Genomic DNA, 15322 nt, shown 5'->3' on the forward strand with positions numbered 1-15322 from the left:
GCCGGATGCGCCTGTCGGATCCGGCTCCCGTCCTTCGTCCTCAGGTTTGAGACAAGTGGGCGGATGACCCGCCCTGCCGAGGGAGGAAGCGATGGCCGGATCGGTTCGGGTTCTCGTCGGAACGCGCAAGGGTGCCTTTATCCTGGAAAGCGACGCGGACCGAAAGGACTGGCGGCTGCGCGGCCCGTTCTGCGAGACCTGGCCCATCCACCACGTCATCGCCGATCCCGAAACCGGCGCGATCCACGCAGCGGGCGGCAGCCCCTGGTTCGGCCCCGCGGTCTGGACCAGCCGTGACATGGGAGAGACCTGGTCGCACTCCCGCGAGGGGTTGGCCTACGAAGCCGGCGAGGACCCCGTGCAGGCCGTGTGGAGCCTGGCGCGCGGGCCGCAGGGGCTCTATGCGGGCGTGGAGCCGGCTGGCCTTTTCCTCAGCCGCGACGGCGGGTCCAGCTTCGAGCAGCTGAGAGGTCTGCGCGACCACCCGTCACGGCCGGACTGGAACGCCGGAGGTGCAGGGCTGATCCTGCACTCGCTCGTCTTCGACCCCGACGACCCCGGCGCGATCTGGGTGGGCATCTCGGCGGCGGGGGTGTTCTACTCGCCCGACGGCGGGGTGCACTGGGAGCCGCGCAACCGCGGCACCCGTGCCGACTTCATGCCCGAGGGCCAGCGCTACCCCGAATTCGGCCAGTGCGTGCACTGTGTCGTGATGGCGCCTGGCGCACGCAACCGGCTCTACCAGCAGAACCACTGCGGCATGTACCGCAGCGACGACGGCGGCAGCAGCTGGCAGAGCATCGAGAACGGCCTGCCTTCCACCTTCGGCTTCCCGGCGATCACCCACCCGCGCGACCCCGACACGCTGTTCCTGGTGCCGCTCAACGGGGACAGCAAGGGGCGCTACATGCCGGGCGCCGCAACAGCCGTCTGGCGCACCCGCGACGGCGGCCAGACGTGGTCGGATCTGCGCGAAGGCCTGCCCCAGAAGGACGCCTATCTCGGCGTCCTCCGGCAGGCGCTGGCGGTCGACCGGGCCGAACCGGCGGGCGTCTACTTCGGCACCTCGTCCGGATCCCTCTACGGGAGCAACGACGAGGGCGAGACATGGTCCTGCCTCGCGCAGAACCTCCCCGCGATCTCGTCGGTCGAGACATGGACCGTCCCATGAGCAGCCAGACGGAGGGCGAACCGCGCACCGGCGGAGCGCCGGAGCCTCCGGTCCTCGTCCGGCTTGCCCCGCTGCTCGCCGGCCTGTTTCCGGACTGCGAGCGCGTGCTGCCCCTCCACGTCGCAAGCGTGCTGGAGCTCGTCGATGAACTCGACGCGCGCTGGCCGGGAATGCGCGACTGCGTCTGCGACTCCAGCCCCGCGATCCGGCGCCACATCAACGTTTTCGTCCGGGGCCGCCGGGTGGGGCTGCAGGAGCGGCTGCAGCCGGGCGACGACGTCTTTATCCTCACCGCGATCAGCGGCGGGTGACGGGAGCGGGCGCCGGCTGGTCCTGAAGAGCGGGCAGGCGATTATTGACAGCCAAGCCGGGCAAAACCGGAGCTTACGCAAGACAATCAACGCTCGATTAGTGCTTCACCGCGTATGCTTCCGGGATGAATGCCTTCCTTTCCCCCGTTTCCCGCGTCTTTCCATCGGACGGAAGCGAGATCACGCCGGCCATGCCGGTCATCACGGCGTTCACGGCCGCAGTGACGGTCTTGCTGGCTGCCTGGATGGGCTATGGACTGTCCGACTACGAGGGGCACTGCATCGTCGGGGCTTACCTGCTCGCGGCTGCCTTCGCGGTACGCCGAGTCGCGGGGCCCTCCTGCCGGATCACGGTGCTCCTGGAGTGCTTCGCCTATCTCTATGTTTTCGTCGCCGCGGTGCGGTTGCTGATCTACCTCACCCAAGCGCTGGCCTTTCCCCTGTGCGACGAGGCCTTCACCCTCATCGATACGCAGGTTCTTGGTCTCGATTTTGCGGCTTTCATGCATTGGCTCGACGCAAGGCCGCTGATCGCAGTGATGCTGGCCAAGGCCTATATGAGCTTCTTCTGGCAGAACCCGCTGACGGTGGTCCTTCTGCCGCTGCTCGGGCGTGGCAGGGAGGCCGAGCGCTTCGTGGTGGGCTTCATGCTCACCATGCTCATCGTGACGTTCTTCAGCACGGTGATGCCCTCCATCGGGCCGCTGCCGACGATATTCGGGCAGCATTTCGAGACTCTGCGTTTCCCCGGGGCCCAACACATCGAGCATGTGAACGCCCTGCGCTCTGGGGCCATGCGTGAGATCAGCCTGGTGAACACCCTGGGGATCATCTCGTATCCGTCCTTCCACGCTGCCTGCGCTCTGCTCTGCACATGGGCATGGCGGTCGGTGCGGGTCGTCGTGGTTCCACTCGCTGTCGTGAACATCGCCATGGCGATCTCCGCGATCCCGGAAGGCGCCCACTATGCAATCGACGTGGTCGCCGGCCTCGGCATCGCCGCGCTTGTCATCGGCCTGGCCCGGGTGATCGTGCCGGAGCGGGGACCGCGGCCGGCGGCCGCCCTCGAACGCGCTCCGGCCGGAGCCCTCACGGTGGGCAGCAGTATCTGAGGCTTGAGAGCTGCTGCCGAAATTCTCGGCTCCGGCCGCGCCAGATCAGGCGTGAACCCAGCCATTGATGGTGAACCGGCCGGCCCGCAAATCGTCTGAGTCCGAGTTGACCGTCTCCACCTCATGGACCGCCTGGCTAGGGAAGAACACGATGCTGTTGTCGAGAGGCTCCAGGCCCGTATAGGCACCCTCGGTGTAGGTCCCGGCACCCGTCCTGGAATCGAAGAGCAACAGGTTGCCGCCGGTGAACTGCTTCGGCTCAAAGTGGAAGTAGTAGACGAATGTCAGCCGGCGCGTGTGGTTGCGATCGACGCCGCTGTCGGTATGGGGCTTGAAGAACGCTCTACGGCCGCTGCAGGTGACCTGGATTTCCTGGCGCTCGATGGGGACGTCCACCCCGAGGACCGACCCGATGCCGCGCTGCTCCAGGGCAGCGCTCACGTAAGGCCGGACGAGGTCGGCGTGCTGCTTACACTCTTTGAGGACGGCCGAAACCCGGCGGCTGGTGTCCAGCCTTTCATGGCCGTCATTGTTCACCAGCGAGGGGGTGAACCGGCCGAGTGCCTCAGCCGTGACCCGCAGCACCTCGGAGTGGACTTCGCCGGGCAGGAAATCCAGCAGCCTGACGAAAGGCACGGGAGTATCCGTGTCGGCCCGGTAACCCGGGGGGAGCCCTCTGCCCCGCAGCGTCGAGACGACCGCCTCCGCGTGCGCACCCGGTTCCGCCGCGAGCAGGCGCTCGTACAAGCGGCAGGCACGGTCAAGGGAGCCGATCTGGCGACAGCGCAGGGCGATCGCCTGCAGGACCGGCAGATTGACACTCTCCTGCGCGAGCAGGCGGTCCGCGGCCTGGATTGCCAGGGGAGCCGGAAGAATCATGCCCGCGTCTCGGCAAGGTCCAATCCCGGTCAGTTGAGCGCAAAACGCAGGCTGCTCCAAGTCACTTCAGCACGAGGCGCCGATGCCGCCGGGCCGTTCCCACGCGCAGGATAGGGCCCGGTCTCTGCTGCTGCCTGACCCGCCTGGCCGCTATTCCGCCGCCTGCGCGGGCGCGGCTTCGGCGAAACCGAGTTCCCTTGCGAGCGGACCCGGCTGTGGCGGCCGAGCCGTTGGCGGCAGCTGGCGGTGGACGAAGAAGGTCGGGTCCTTCAACTGGCGCCACAGCGTCGGGATGATCTCGCGATAGGCATCCCAGAAGCTCGCATAGGGCTTGGGGCAATCGGCCAGCATCTCGCGGTGCAGGGCGGGCAGCGCGTGGTACGGGACCATGGGGAACATGTGGTGTTCCACATGGTAGTTCATGTTCCAGTACACGAAGCGGCTGAACGGGTTCATGTAGACCGTGCGGCAGTTGAGCCGATGGTCCAGCACATCCTCGGCGAGCCCGAGATGCTGGGTAAGCCCGGTGAGCACGTGGTGCCACGCGCCATACAGGCGGGGCAGGCCGATCAGCATCAGCGGCAGGATCGAGCCCATCCAGAAGCAGGCCGCGATGGTGGCCGCGTAGATGGCGGTCCAGATGCGGGCGACGCCAAAGACCCTGGGCCGCTCGCTCTCGGGGATGAAGTCCTGCTCCGCCGGCGTCAAGCGACCCGAGGCATAGCGCAACATCGTCATCAGCGACTGCGGCACATCGAGGATGCCGAAGAAGTTCAGGCCCACCCGGATCAGGTCCGGCGGCCGCATGGTGATGATCTCGGGATCGCGTCCCACGATGATCGTATCGGTGTGGTGCCGGGCGTGGCTCCAGCGCCAGACCACCGGGTTGCGGATCATCATGAAGCAGGCGAGCTGGTAGACCGCGTTGTTCTTCCACTGCGTGCGAAAGGCAGTGCCGTGCCCGCATTCGTGCCAGCGGCTGTCCCCGCCGGAGCCGTAGAGAACGCCGTAGATCGCGAAGAACGGCGCGCAGGCCCAGCTGCCCCAGAGATAAGCGCCGAGGCCGCCCGTGACGATCATGGCCCCGATCCACAGGATCGTGTCGCGCGTCGCCGGCCCGTCGGTGCGCCGCATCAACTCCTTCATCCGGGCACGGGAAATGGGGGTGCGGTACCACTCGGCATTGGCCAGCCCGATCTCGACCGCCCGGGCATTCGCCGGGCTGGTGAGCGCGTAATCGGTCTTCTCGAACACGATCGCCATGCTGCGTCCGCTGTCCCTGCACCGGCCCTCGTCTTGGCCCAGGCTCCGTTATACCCGCTCGATCTCCTTTTCCAGATCCTGGATTTCGGCGCCCCCCGCCATGAGGTGACGGATGTCTTCGCCCTCGAGGTCCCTCCTGGATCCCCGGCCGATGACCTGCCCCAGGGCCAGGAAGGTGAAGTGGTCGGCGACCAGCTTGGCGTGGATCTCGTTGTGGGTGATGAAGATGATGGCGATGTCGCCGCGCTTTCGCACGCGGGCGATGGTCTTAAGCACCTCCATCTGCTGCTTCTGTCCGAGAGCGGATGTCGGCTCGTCGAGGATGAGCACCTTGGCGCCGAAATAGATCGCCCGGGCGATGGCCAGCGTCTGGCGCTGTCCGCCCGACATCGTCCCCACCGCCTGCCGGGGATTGGAGATGTCGATGCCGATCTTGATCATCTCACTGTGGGTGATCCGGTCCATTTCCTCCATGCGGAGCAGGCCCAGAGCGCCGGGTCCGACGCAGAGCTCCCGCCCCATGAAGAAGTTGCGCGTGACGCTCATCAGCGGGTTCAGCGCGAGATCCTGGTAGACGGTGCCAATGCCTGCAGCCGCTGCGTCGCGCGGCGAGCGGAACGACACCGGCCGCCCCTCGACAAGGATGCGGCCGGCGGTCGGCTGGTGCACTCCCGACAGGATCTTGATGAGCGTCGACTTGCCCGCGCCATTGTCGCCCAACAGGGCGTGAACCTCCCCCCGGCGCACGTCGACGTCGATCCCGTTCAGGGCCGTGAAGGGCCCGAACCGCTTGACCAGTCCCTCGACCCTGATGAGGGGGAAATCGGCCGCCATCTCACAAGCCCCCCGTGATGCGCTTCCGGACGCCTTCGTTCAGGAACACCGCCGCCAGGAGCACGACGCCGACGAAGACGCGGTAATAGGCGCCATCGATGGCGGGAATGAAGAACACGGCGTTCGCCACGAGGCCGAACGTGATCGCGCCGAAGACGACGCCGACAACCGATCCGAAGCCGCCGGTCATCAGCGTGCCGCCGACGACGGCGATGGCCACAGCCTCGAGCTCCTTCATGTTGCCCTTCGCCGCATCGGCTGTGTTGGTATCGAAGACCTGGCAGGCGGCGAAAATCGTCGAGCAGAATGCCGTCACCATGAAGAGGCTGATGCGCACCTTGTCGACCGGAACGCCGTTGGCCGTCGCGCTCGCGATATTGTCCCCCGTCGCGAAGATCCAGTTGCCCGCCTGCGTTCGTGACAGGACGACATAGGCGGCGATGCTGATGGCGACCCACCAAAGGACGCGGGCATCGAAGCCAGTGACCCATTCCTGTCCGGCGCGGTTGACGTTGCCTCCGAGCGCAAACCACAGGCTGTAGAACCACTGCAGGCATTCGCCGCCGAACATGTATGCGAACCAGCTCTGTTCCTTGTAGTCGGGCAGGCCGGAGATCTGGGTCGACTGGTTGATCAGCCGGAAGGCGACCTCGGTGACGCCGCGCAGGAGGAAGAGGAAGGAGAGCGTCACGATGAAGCTCGACAGCCTGGACTTCACGACGATGAAGCCGATCAGCCAGCCGATGGCCAGCGTCATCGCCAGCGTGACGAAGAACGCCATCGCGGGGCCGGCCGGGCCCAGGCCGAAGGGCAGTCCATATTTCAGCAGCATGGCCATGCACATGCCGGCAAAGCCGATCATCGAGCCGATCGACAGGTCGAACTCGCCCGCGATCATCAGCAGCGCGGCGCCCGTGGCAATGATGCCGAATTGCGCAATGATCGAGAAATTGTTCTTCAGGCCGAGCGCGTTGAAGGCGTTTCCGTTGCTCGCGAAGCCGATCGCCACGACGACGATGAGCATCACGGCGGCGGCGCCGAACTCCGGATGACGGGTCAGGGACGAGAAGAGCCCGCCCCGCTTCAGCCGGTCGGCCTCCGTCCTGCCCGCACCGGTGGGCGTGCTGATCTTGACTTCCGACATCGGGCTTTCCCGCCGAAAAGGGCGGCCGCGAGCAGGCGGCCGCCCAGGCTCTACACGAGAGGCGAGGTTCGGCTCCCGCTCAGCGGGTGGTGCCGGCTTGGGCCTCGACTGCCGCGGCGTTCTTGGCGTCCACGAAGCCGGGGCCTGACGGGATGTTGGCGCCGGGCAGCATGCCGGAGTTGGTGTTGTAGAGGTGGAGCAGGATCACCGGCATGTAGCCCTGCAGGTACTGCTGCTGGTCGATCGCATACTTCACGTCGCCAGCCTTGATCGCCTTCATCACGCCGGGCGAAAGGTCGAAGCACGACAGGTGGACCTTGGCACCGACCTCCTTGACCGCGGCCACGGCGGCCTCGCAGACATGCGGGCCGGTCGCGAGCAGGGCGTCGATCTTCGGATTGGCCTGCAGCGCCGCCGCGGTACGGGTCTTGATCTGCGCCACGTCGTTCGAGACGTCGATCATGTTCAGCTTCTGGTCCATGGCGTCGAAATAGCCCTGGCAGCGATCGGCCAGTGCCGTGTTGAAGGCCTCCTGGTTCAGGCAGAGGGCCACCTTGGCGCCCTCCGCCTTGGCGCGCGTCCCGGCGGCCTGGCCGGCGAGCTTCTCGGGCTGGCCGACATGCATGATAGCGCCGACGTCCTTCGACGACTCCAGGCCGGAGTTGATCGTGATGACCGGGATGCCGGATCCGGCTGCCGCCTTGATCGCCTGGCCGAGCGCCTTGGCGTCGGGAAGCGACACGATGAGGCCGTCGGGCTTCGTCGCCGTCGCGGCCTCGATCAGCTTGGCCATGTCGGCCATGTCGCCGGACGGGGCGTACTTGTATTCGAATTCAACACCGGCCGCCTTGGCGGCGTCCTTTCCACCGCGCTCGACCACGGGCCAGAACGGGTCCGTGCCCTGCGTGTGCGTGATCATCACATAGCGCTCGGCATGCGCCACGGAGGCCATGCCGACGAAGGCGATTGCGGCAGCAATATAGGTCTTCATGTTTCCCCCTTGAGAGCCTGTTGTTGCGCATGTGATGCGCACCGGCGATGTGCGGACCGGCGAGACCTGACCGGGAGAAAGCGTGCTCCAGTGGGCGCCCACACATGGCGGCCGGCGCAGGATGCCGACATGGCTGCCAGTGCCGATCGCCATCGGCATCTCCGCCGGATTGGCGGACATCAATGCCGGATCAGTGGAACGCCTGTTCTCCCCGGAGAGGGTCTCTCCGACCTGGCGGAACCCGTCGGGGCCTTGCCTTTTCCGACTATGCCTAGGTCACGCTCTTGAATCAACTGTCTTGTTCATCTTGTTTCAGGAATGGAATATACGTTCCATGTTCACCCGAGATGCTGCGCATGGCATGGTGCGCCGCAGGAGACGCGGCGGCACGAGGTCTGGCGCCTCTAAACCGCGGCGTGACACGGGAGGAGACACCGGATGAGCGAATGGGTCGAGGCCTGCAAGCAGGGTGACGTGGAGTTGGAGGACGTGATCCGCTTCGACCATGGCGGGCGCACCTACGCCGTGTTCCGCAGCCCGGAAGACGAGTACTTCGTCACCGACGGCCTCTGCACGCACGAGAAGGTCCACCTCGCCGACGGGCTGGTGATGGACGACATCATCGAGTGCCCCAAGCACAATGGCCGCTTCAGCTACCGCACCGGCGAGGCCAAGGGTGCCCCTGTCTGCGTCGACCTGAAGACCTATCCCGTGAAGGTCGAGAACGGCTCCGTCCTGTTCATGGCGGGAAGCTGATCGCGTGTCCGCCGGGATCGTGATCGTCGGCGCCGGCCATGCCGGCACGAGCGCCGCGGTCACCCTGCGTGCCGAAGGGTGGAGCGGCCCGGTGACCCTCGTCGGCGGCGAGGCATTCCACCCCTACGAACGGCCGCCGCTCTCCAAGGCGTTCATGCTGTCGCAGCACGAGCAGCCCGGCGTCCACATCGTAAGCGAGGGCTGGTTCGCGGCGAACGGCGTCGCGCATCTCCGGGGCACGGCCGCCATGGCTGTCGACCTGGCCGCTCGCACGGTCCGCCTCGCCGACGGAGGCAGCCTTGCCTACGCCCAGCTGCTCCTGTGCACGGGAGCCCGTCCCCGCAGGCTCCCCGTGAAGGGCGACGCGGCGGACGCCGTGCTCTACCTCAGGAGCTTCGGGGATGCGCTTGCTCTGCGCGGCCGGCTGGCGGGCGGCGGACACCTTCTCGTGGTGGGCGGCGGCTTCATCGGCCTCGAGATCGCGGCGAGTGCACGTGCCAAGGGCTGCCCCGTCACCATCGTCGAGGCAGGGCCGCGCCTGCTGACCCGCGGCGTCCCCGAGAGCATCGCCCGCAGGGTGGCCGCCCGCCATGAGGCGGAGGGCGTCCGCGTCATCTGCGGCGCCGGACTGACGGCGGTCAATCGTGATGGCGGCTCGTTGTGCGTCACGCTGGCGGACGGCACGCAGATCGATTGCGACGCGATCGTCGCGGGCGTCGGCGCCATTCCGGAAACCGGTCTCGCCGAGGAAGCGGGGCTCGCGATCGACAACGGCATCGCCGTGAATGCCTCGCTCCGCACGTCGGATCCGCACGTCTTCGCGGCCGGCGACTGCTGCTCGTTTCCACACCTGCTCCTTGGAGGACGCCGCATCCGGCTGGAGGCGTGGCGCAATGCGCAGGACCAGGGCGCCACGGCCGCCAGAGCCATGCTTGGCCGGGAGGTCACCTACGATGTCGTGCCGTGGTTCTGGTCCGACCAGTACGACCTCACCATCCAGGTCGCCGGCCTGCCGGACGAGGCCGCTCGCATCGTGACGCGCCCGCTGGCCGACGGCGTCGACCTCAATTTTCACCTCGCACACGATGGGCGCCTCGTCGCGGCCAGCGCCTTCGGGCCCAACGGCCTCATCGGCCGCGAGGTGCGCCTCGCCGAAATGCTGATCGCCCGCTCCGCACGGCCAGACCCGGACGCGCTCGCCTCGCCGCAGGTTCGGTTGAAATCGCTGCTGGCGTGAGGCCGCCTGCCTGGATGTGTCACAGGCAGGCGTCTCACCGTGAATTCCAGCGCCTCACCCGGCCCCGGACCACCGGCCCAAGGAGCCGCGCGCCGCTGATCCAGCCGCTCCAGTCGCGCTCGGGCCTCGTAAAACGAAAGCAGATCAAACGGTTGGATGGTTAATGGCGGAGAGGGGGAGACCCTCCGCCATTTTCCCGTTTCCCTATTGAAATCCAGCGACTTGGCGCGGAGCGGGACGGGACAGGCGCGACGAACTGGTACAATCGCTGGTACAAATTAATTCGACGCGAGCGTTTTGGCAAGGGCGCAGAAGTCGAGATCGACGGAGATGGTCAACAGATTGGCGCCAAATCTTGTAGGCGATCATCGCTGAAAGCCAGTAAGCTTGCTAGCAAGCTAGCAACATCTGCAACCGCCTAGCCGCGTCACGCGACACGGGCTTGCCAGTTGCCGGTTCCTGCGCAACCCTTCATGAACTCCCGGGTTCTCGTCCGGCATGATCACGTGGCGGCACCGATACAGGGTTGCTCCGCCCCGTCTGCGCGAGCCGACTTCTGTGCAAGTAAACGCAACTGAACATCTCAATCGGTTTCGTATCGAAGGTGGCCGTGCTGCCACCGCGTGCGAAGACGTTCTCGCGATAGCATCCCCGAAGGAGCTTAGTCCCCGGCGGCAGACTTGGAAACGAAGGGCACCCCCACAGCTTCCACATCCTTGCGCCGTCCGTTAGCGATGAGAACGCCTGGCGGGCGATGTGACAAGGACAGTCCCGCCAGGCATGGAGAACGACAGTCCCCGCGCCATGCAGTGCTCATCGACCAAGTCGATGAGCTCGTTCCTGGCCGCCGTCTGGATCGTTACGCTGGCCACGCGAAACAGGAGCTCAAGGTCGATCGCGAGCGCATCCATGCCCTTCAGTGCCACGACCGGTGGCGGATCGCTGACGATGCGGGTGCAATCCCGCAGCACGGCGTGCATGGCTTCCTCGATGTCGCGGGGGCGCTGGCCGGCGGCGAAGCGGAGCGACAGGGTGACCTGGTGAGTTTCGTCTGGTCGGCTCAGGCTGGTCAGGGACTGCTTGGCCAGCAGGCTGTTGGGCAGCACCACGAGGTTGTTGTCGCCGTTCAGGAGGTTCGTGGAGCGCCAGTTGGTCTCGATGACGCGGCCGGCGGTGCCGTCGGCAAGTTGGATCCAGTCGCCCAGCACAAACGCCTTGCCGAGCGTCAACGCCATGCCGGAGAAGACGTCGCCGAGCGTGTTCTGCAGGGCTAGGCCGAGGATCACGGCCACCACGCCCGAGGTCGTCACCAGCGTCGCGACCGGCAGGCCGAAGACAAAGCCAAGGATCGAGAGCAGCGCGCCGCCATAGATCACGGCTACCGCGAGGTCGAGAATGAGGTGGGCCTCGCGAGGCTTGTGGGTCAGGCGGATGTAGATGTGCAGGATGCCGATCACCGTCCACGCACAATGCGTCCACCACAGCACCAGCGCGGTGGGCGTGAGGAAGGCGGCGGGGCCGTCGCCCGCTGTTATGGCGGCGGGGCGATAGAGAGCCACGCCACCTTGCCACAGTGTCAGGCTCATGGCGGCGAAGAACACGATCTGCACCACGAGACGGGCCGTGGGGCGCCCGCTGCCCTGCAGGTGCCACACCACGATCCCGGCAAGGCCGAGGACGACAGCGAGGATGAGCGGCAGGGCAGAGGCGTCGCCGGGCATGTCTCAGTAGTCCCAATACGCCGGCACCCAGCGGAACGCCTCGCCGTCGCGGGCAACGCGTCCGACGGAGGGGAAGGGCAGGTGCGTGGCCACGAGCTGCGAGCCGGTGTCCGCAAGTTCCGCGAGGAGGCGCCGGCGCACGCGCGCTGCCTCGGCGGGATCGTGCTCAAAGCCATTGTACCAGTCCGGGTGTTCGAACCCGACCGTGAACACTGCGTCACCCGCGAACATCAGTTGCTCTCCGCCCGAGGCGACGCGCACGACGCTGTGGCCCGGAGTGTGGCCACCCGTGCGCTCCACGGTCACGCCCGGCGCCACCTCGGCCGTGTCGTCGAAGAGGCGCAGCCGGTCGCGGTACTGCTGCGTGAATGCCTTGGCGGCGGCGCGCAGCGCATCCGGGAAGCCCGGGGGCATGCTGACCTGGCTGAAGTCGGGGTTTTCCCAGAACTTCACCTCGGCGGCGGCCACGTGGATGCGAAGGTCCTTGCGCAGGCGCTCTTTCACGCCGTCCAAGAGGAGTCCTCCTACATGGTCCATATGCATGTGGGTGAGCACCACGTCGGTCACCGCGGCGATATCGATACCGGCGGATTCTAGCCGGCGCACGAGCTGACCGGCGCGCGGCAGGTTCAGCTTGGGGTCAAGCCCGAGGCCGGCGTCGATAAGGACGGTCTGCGCGCCGCTTTTCACCATCACGGCGTTGAGAGCCCAGTCGAAAGCATCCTTCGGCAGGAACATGTCCTTGAGCCACGCCTCGCGGTCGGCGGCCTCGGCGTTGTGGCCGAGCATTTGGGTCGGAAGCTGCAGCACGCCGTCGCTGACCACGAGCACCTCGATGTCGCCCACCGGCACGGCGTAGCGCGAGGGAACTAGCTCCTCGGTTGCCGGGCGTCCCGGCGGTTTGGCCATCTCTACGCTCATCGTCGTCTCCTTTTGATCGCCGCATTCGGTGCGGCAGGGAGAGGCTAGGGCGGATCTGCCGGCGGGGTCGATCACGCGCGAGGCAAGGCCGGCCTGTACCAGAGGACAGATTGGCCCACCCGCCCAGGATGAGGCGGCATGGTTTTCCATAGGGTGCCTTCTGAGCCTCGCGGGCCTAAAAATGCTTCAGGCACACGCGGCGCGCTTCGTCGCTCACCAGGAGGCAGCGATCATGGTGGCCGCATACTCCCGCCGGCGCGCCGTTTATCTCTTCGCGGCGTCGTCGGTCGTCGCCCTGCTGGCCGTGGCCGTTGTGGCGCTCGCGGTCGAGCCGCAAGGCGGGCGCGTGGCATCGGTGCCCTGGACGGCGTTGCTGACGCTGTCGACCGGCCTCGTCGTGGTCGCGGCAGCCGGGGCGCTGGCCGTGCCGGACGTCGAGGCGGCGCAGGCCAAGCTCATCGTCGAGAGCATGCCGGGGCACGCCTGGTCGGCGGACCCGCAGGGGCACTTCACCTATGTGAGCCCGAGCACGATCCGCTTTCTCGGCGCGCCGAAGGAAAGCCTCGGGCCGGAGGAGGGATCCGATGAGTTCGGCTGGCGGCGCGTGGTCCACCCCGATGATTACGAGCGCATCGTCGCCCGCTGGCGGCACTGCCTCGCCACCGGCGAGCGTTACGACACCGAGCACCGCATTCGCCGCGCCGATGGCGTCTACATCTGGTTCCGCAATTCCGGCCTGCCCCTGCGCGACCGGCACGGTCGCATCACCGGCTGGTACGGAACAACCATCGAGATCGAGGAGCAGAAGAAGGCCGAGGCCGCGCTGGTGGAGCGCGAGCGCGAGCTGCGCCAGCTCATCGACAGCGTGCCGGCGATGATCTGGACCGCCACGCCGGACGGCCATCCGTCCTCGGTGAACCGGCGCTTCAACGAAGTGACGGGCTGCAGCCTTGCCGATATCACCAAAGAGGACGGGTCCTTGTCGGTCCGCTTCATCCACCCTGAGCACCGCGCCGAGACGATCGCCGTCGCCGCGAAGGCCTTCTCCACCGGCGAGCCTTACAATATGCGCTACCTCCAGAGCCGCGCCGACGGCTCCCATCGCTGGACCGAGACCCGCGCAGAGCCCTTCCGGGACGAGAGTGGCACGATCCGCCATTGGTACGGCGTCAGTGTCGACATCCACGACCTGATCATGGCGCAAGAGCGCCTGCAGGAGCGCGAACGCTTCCTGTGGCATCTCGTCGAGACACTGCCGGCGATGGTCGACTGCGCGTCGCCCGACGGGGAACCCGTCTACCGCAGCCAGCAGCTGCGCACCTTCCTCGGCTACGAGCTGGAGCAGCTTGACGGCACAGGCAAGTCGCGGCTGGCCGCCACGCTCGATTCCGGCGTGCATCCGGACGATCTCAACATGGTGAAGGAGCGCTACGCCCACTCGCTCGTCACAGGAGAGCCCTACGCCTGCCGCCACCGCCTGCGTCGCTTCGACGGCGAGTTCCACTGGGTCGAGACGCGAGCCGCGCCCATGCGCGACGCGGCGGGCGAGATCGTGCAGTGGAACGTCATTTGCCTCGACATCCAGGGAGAGGTGGAAGCGCGCGAGAGGCTGCGCATGGCGCAGGACAGCCTGGCGCGCGCCAGCCAGGCTGCCGGCATGGCGGAGCTCTCGGCCTCCATCGCGCATGAGGTGAACCAGCCGCTCGCCGCCATTGTCGCCAACGCCCAGGCTTGCCAGCGCTGGCTCTTGGGCGAACCACCCAACGTGGATCGGGCCAAGGTCACCGCGGAGCGCATCGCTCGCGACGCCAATTCGGCCGCGGACGTCGTCAGCCGGATCCGTGCACTGTTCCGGCAGACACCCGGCGAGCGCGGTGCGGAGGACGTCAACCGCCTGGTCAGCGAGGTCACGCGCCTCATGGCCGAGGAGGCTGGGGCCAAGGACGTGCGCGTGCGCCTGGAGCTCGAGCCCGGCCTGCCCTGTGCGCCGCTGGACCGCGTTCAGATCCAGCAGGTGGTCATGAACCTCGTGCGCAACGGCATGGAGGCGATGGCCGACACCCCGCGTACACGTGTCCTGAAGATCCACACCGGACGCCAGGGGCCGGACGACCTGCGCGTCGAGATCGCCGATGCCGGCCCCGGTTTCGTCCATGCCGACCGGGCTTTCGAGCCCTTCTTCACCACCAAGCCGAGCGGGATGGGCATGGGACTCGCGATCTGCCGCTCCATCGTCGAGGCGCATGGCGGCCGTCTCTCCGTCGGCAACGCCGAGGACGGCGGCGCTGTCGTCGCCTTCACGCTGCCCCTGGCGGCAGGCGAGGCGGCATGAGCGCCGGCCAGGAGATCGAACAGGAGATCGTCTATCTCGTCGACGACGATGAGCGCGTCCGGGTCGCCCTTAGCGAGCTTCTGGAAGCGTGGGGTTGGCGTGTGGAGGTCTTCGCAACGGCCGCGGACTACGTGGCCCATGCACGGGCCGGCCTGCCGGCCTGCCTCATCCTCGATGTCGAACTGCCGGACATCAACGGGCTGGAGTTCCAGGCCGGGCAGGAGGCCGATGCTAACCCGCCGATCGTGTTCGTCACCGGGCACGGCGACATCCCCTCCACCGTGCGGGCCATGCGCCACGGCGCGGTGGATTTCCTGACGAAGCCGGTCCGCGAGGAGGCGCTTGTCGCCGCCGTCCGTGACGCTGTCGCGCGAGACCGCGCCCGCAGTGCCGAGCGTGGCGAGCGCGCGGCACTGGAGCAGCGCTTTGCCACGCTCACACCACGAGAGCACGACGTGCTCCCCCTCGTGGTCAGCGGCCTCCTCAACAAGCAGGCCGCAGCGCAGCTGGGCGTCAGCGAGGTCACCATCGAGATGCACCGAAGTCGGATCATGCAAAAGATGCAGGCCGCCTCCCTTCCCGAGCTGGTGAGGATGGCCGAGAAGCTGCAGGTCCCGCTCCGGTTCTCCAGACGAACGGGACATCCTTGA

The 15322-nt window shown here is 67.1% G+C and carries 14 protein-coding genes; 7 read left to right on the forward strand and 7 right to left on the reverse strand.

Features of this window, described 5'->3' with window-relative positions; all coding sequences use genetic code 11:
- The first annotated feature begins 91 nt into the window (after positions 1–91).
- The 3 genes from AC5JCN_RS21445 to AC5JCN_RS21455 all read left to right on the forward strand — a co-directional run bounded on the left by AC5JCN_RS21445 (position 92) and on the right by AC5JCN_RS21455 (position 2594).
- Entirely contained in the window at positions 92–1171 is a 1080-nt protein-coding gene (locus AC5JCN_RS21445; RefSeq protein WP_495757121.1) for a WD40/YVTN/BNR-like repeat-containing protein, read from the forward strand.
- Positions 1168–1482 carry a MoaD/ThiS family protein gene (locus AC5JCN_RS21450; RefSeq protein ID WP_495757122.1) on the forward strand — a complete coding sequence of 105 codons (315 nt, stop codon included), beginning with the start codon at positions 1168–1170 and terminating at the stop codon, positions 1480–1482. Before AC5JCN_RS21445 ends, AC5JCN_RS21450 begins: the two co-directional genes overlap by 4 nt.
- A gap of 191 nt (positions 1483–1673) precedes the next feature.
- The gene (locus tag AC5JCN_RS21455) at positions 1674–2594 is read left to right on the forward strand and encodes a phosphatase PAP2 family protein (protein ID WP_495757123.1); all 921 of its coding nucleotides are present in this window, start codon (positions 1674–1676) and stop codon (positions 2592–2594) included.
- Between the two features lie 45 nt (positions 2595–2639).
- Here the strand turns inward: AC5JCN_RS21455 and AC5JCN_RS21460 are convergent, their stop codons facing one another.
- From AC5JCN_RS21460 to AC5JCN_RS21480, 5 genes are all read right to left on the reverse strand, one after another.
- On the reverse strand, positions 2640–3473 hold the full coding sequence (locus AC5JCN_RS21460; protein ID WP_495757124.1) for a 2OG-Fe(II) oxygenase: 834 nt from the start codon (positions 3471–3473) through the stop codon (positions 2640–2642).
- Positions 3474–3623: 150 nt separating this feature from the next.
- Positions 3624–4736 (reverse strand): fatty acid desaturase family protein, encoded by a 1113-nt coding sequence (locus tag AC5JCN_RS21465; RefSeq protein ID WP_495757125.1) that lies wholly within the window; start codon positions 4734–4736, stop codon positions 3624–3626.
- A gap of 48 nt (positions 4737–4784) precedes the next feature.
- Positions 4785–5570 (reverse strand): ATP-binding cassette domain-containing protein, encoded by a 786-nt coding sequence (locus tag AC5JCN_RS21470; RefSeq protein WP_495757126.1) that lies wholly within the window; start codon positions 5568–5570, stop codon positions 4785–4787.
- A gap of 1 nt (position 5571) precedes the next feature.
- Positions 5572–6714 carry an ABC transporter permease gene (locus AC5JCN_RS21475; protein WP_495757127.1) on the reverse strand — a complete coding sequence of 381 codons (1143 nt, stop codon included), beginning with the start codon at positions 6712–6714 and terminating at the stop codon, positions 5572–5574.
- A gap of 79 nt (positions 6715–6793) precedes the next feature.
- Entirely contained in the window at positions 6794–7705 is a 912-nt protein-coding gene (locus tag AC5JCN_RS21480; RefSeq protein ID WP_495757128.1) for a sugar ABC transporter substrate-binding protein, read from the reverse strand.
- Positions 7706–8143: 438 nt separating this feature from the next.
- On the opposite strand from AC5JCN_RS21480, the gene AC5JCN_RS21485 reads away from it, so the two are divergent.
- Both AC5JCN_RS21485 and AC5JCN_RS21490 read left to right on the forward strand, forming a co-directional pair.
- Positions 8144–8461 (forward strand): MocE family 2Fe-2S type ferredoxin, encoded by a 318-nt coding sequence (locus AC5JCN_RS21485; protein ID WP_495757129.1) that lies wholly within the window; start codon positions 8144–8146, stop codon positions 8459–8461.
- A 4-nt stretch (positions 8462–8465) separates the two neighbouring features.
- Complete coding sequence (locus tag AC5JCN_RS21490; RefSeq protein WP_495757130.1) at positions 8466–9698, forward strand: NAD(P)/FAD-dependent oxidoreductase; 1233 nt, start codon at positions 8466–8468, stop codon at positions 9696–9698.
- 728 nt (positions 9699–10426) lie between these two features.
- Here the strand turns inward: AC5JCN_RS21490 and AC5JCN_RS21495 are convergent.
- Both AC5JCN_RS21495 and AC5JCN_RS21500 read right to left on the reverse strand, forming a co-directional pair.
- Positions 10427–11419 (reverse strand): mechanosensitive ion channel family protein, encoded by a 993-nt coding sequence (locus AC5JCN_RS21495; RefSeq protein WP_495757131.1) that lies wholly within the window; start codon positions 11417–11419, stop codon positions 10427–10429.
- Positions 11420–11422: 3 nt separating this feature from the next.
- Positions 11423–12340, reverse strand: coding sequence for an MBL fold metallo-hydrolase (locus AC5JCN_RS21500; RefSeq protein WP_495757132.1), 918 nt, complete (start codon positions 12338–12340; stop codon positions 11423–11425).
- 181 nt (positions 12341–12521) lie between these two features.
- Here AC5JCN_RS21500 and AC5JCN_RS21505 point away from each other — a divergent pair, with 181 nt between their 5' ends.
- Positions 12522–14672, forward strand: a complete 2151-nt coding sequence (locus tag AC5JCN_RS21505; protein WP_495757133.1) for a PAS domain-containing protein — start codon at positions 12522–12524, stop codon at positions 14670–14672.
- The gene (locus AC5JCN_RS21510) at positions 14669–15322 is read left to right on the forward strand and encodes a response regulator transcription factor (RefSeq protein ID WP_495757134.1); all 654 of its coding nucleotides are present in this window, start codon (positions 14669–14671) and stop codon (positions 15320–15322) included. Before AC5JCN_RS21505 ends, AC5JCN_RS21510 begins: the two co-directional genes overlap by 4 nt.

The sequence above is a fragment of the Alsobacter sp. genome (assembly GCF_059501845.1).